Origin of the sequence: Actinomadura sp. HBU206391, from assembly GCF_014323665.1 — a bacterium.
In the GTDB taxonomy this organism is placed as follows: Bacteria; Actinomycetota; Actinomycetes; order Streptosporangiales; family Streptosporangiaceae; genus Actinomadura_C.
Map to the genome: position 1 here is coordinate 1 of NZ_JABVEB010000508.1, position 1,869 is coordinate 1,869.

Below are 1,869 nucleotides of genomic sequence, written 5' to 3' on the forward strand. Positions count from 1 at the left end.
GACAGCGGCGGGTTGTCGCTGAAGTCGCCGGACGCCATGCAGTCGATGCGCTCGGACGTCGCGGGCGCGGCCGCCGTGCTGGCCGTCATGGCCGTGCTCCGGCGCCTCGGCGTGCGAGCAGCCGTGCGCGCGATCCTGCCGTTCGCCGAGAACCTGCCGGGGCCGGGCTCCGCCCGTCCAGGCGATGTCGTCTCAAGTTATGACGGCACGCAGATCCAGATTCTCGACACCGACTTCGAGGGCCGGGTCGTCCTCGCCGACGCGCTGGCGCTGGCGGTGGAGGAGCGACCGGATCTGGTGATCGACATGGCCACCTTGACCTACCAGGCGGTCACCGCGCTCGGGCCTGAGATAGCCGCGGTGATCAGTCCGGACGACCCGGCCGCCGAGGCGTTCCTCGCCGCTTCGGCGGCGGCCGGTGAGCCGATGTGGCGGCTGCCCTGGGCACCTCGGTACCTCGACCAGGTGCGCACCGCCTCCGGCGTACGCAACCACCCGCTGCACTCGTCGGGCCGGGCGCTGACCGCCGCCCTGTTCCTGGGAGAGTTCGTCCCCCGCGAGATCCCCTGGGTGCACTGCGACTTCGCCGGCCCGGCCTGGGCCGGCGACGCGTCCGGCGACGGGGCGACCGGCTTCGGTACGCGGACCCTGCTGCGCCTGCTCGCCCGCCAATGATCTGCGCGCCTGGCTCCGTGGCAAATGGCGGAAACTATGGTCTCACCCGACTGGCCCGGGACTCCAGGTAGCGTTGCTCGGCGATGCTGGCGGTGGACTTCGCGGCGCGCCGGTAGAGCTCGTGGGCCCCGGCCGTGTCGCCGGTCTTCTCCAGCAGATGTGCCCGTACGGACAGCAGCCGGTGATGTCCGGCCATCCGCTCGTCACTGTCCAATGTGGACAACAGGGCCAGCCCGGCCGGCGGGCCTTCGACCTCGGCGAGCGCGATCGCCCGGTTGAGGGTGACCATCGGGTTGGGCGCGATCCGTTCGAGGACCAGGTAAAGGGCGTGCACCTGCGGCCAGTCGGTCTCTGCGGCCGTGGCAGCGTCGGCGTGCGTGGCGGCGATGGCGGCCTGCAGCTGGTAAGGCCCCAGCGACGGGCCGGCCAGCGACGCCTTGACCAGCTCGATGCCCTCGTCGATCAGCCCGCGGTCCCACGTCGCACGGTCCTGCTCCTCCAGCGGCACCAGGTCGCCGGCCGCCGTCGTACGTGCCTCCCGCCGGGCGTCGGTCAGCAGCATCAGCGCGAGCAGCCCGGCCACCTCGCCGTCCTCGGGCAGCTGCGCGTGCACCATCCTGGCCAGCCGGATCGCCTCGTGCGCGAGGTCGGCGCGGTGCAACTCGCTGCCCGAGGAGGCGGTGTAGCCCTCGTTGAAGATCAGGTAGAGCACGTGCAGGACGACCCGCACCCGCTCCTCGCGCTCCGCGCCGTCCGGCAGGCCGAACGAGCTGCCGGCGGCCTTGATGCGCTGCTTGGCCCGGCTGATCCTGGCCGCCATCGTCGCCTCCGGCACCAGCGACGGCTGTAGTGTCCGCACATGGCATCAGCCGCCCGGCCGGTACCGTGACCTGCGGAGGTACGCCGCGATCATGACTCCCCGAACCGTGTCCGGCAGCAATAGGGGCGACCGCCTCGACCGCCCCGGCCTCCGCATCGTGCGCGACGCCATCCGCAACCGTCGCGCCGATGTCGTGGTGTCGCTCCGCCTCGACCGCCTGGCCCGGAACACGGTCGACCTCCTGACGCTCGCCGAGGAGTTGGAGCGCCATGGCGGCGCCTCCGCCCTGGCCGAAGGCGACATCAACACCGCCGGCCCGTACGGCAAGCTGATTCTCACGATCATCGCTGCGATTGCCGAAATGAAAGCGAAGA

At 71.6% G+C, this 1,869-nt stretch carries 3 protein-coding genes; 2 read left to right on the top strand and 1 reads right to left on the bottom strand.

Translation table 11 applies throughout. The features are described 5' to 3' along the window. The coding region (locus HKK72_RS38890) for a M17 family metallopeptidase (RefSeq protein ID WP_222721686.1) at positions 1–675 on the top strand (675 nt) is incomplete at its 5' end. 34 nt (positions 676–709) lie between these two features. On the opposite strand, the gene HKK72_RS38895 is transcribed toward HKK72_RS38890, so the two are convergent. After that, the gene (locus HKK72_RS38895) at positions 710–1,495 is read right to left on the bottom strand and encodes an RNA polymerase sigma factor (protein ID WP_222721687.1); all 786 of its coding nucleotides are present in this window, start codon (positions 1,493–1,495) and stop codon (positions 710–712) included. On the opposite strand from HKK72_RS38895, the gene HKK72_RS38900 reads away from it, so the two are divergent. After that, a partial coding sequence (locus HKK72_RS38900) for a recombinase family protein (protein ID WP_222721688.1) occupies positions 1,470–1,869 on the top strand: 400 nt, incomplete at its 3' end. The genes HKK72_RS38895 and HKK72_RS38900 overlap by 26 nt on opposite strands.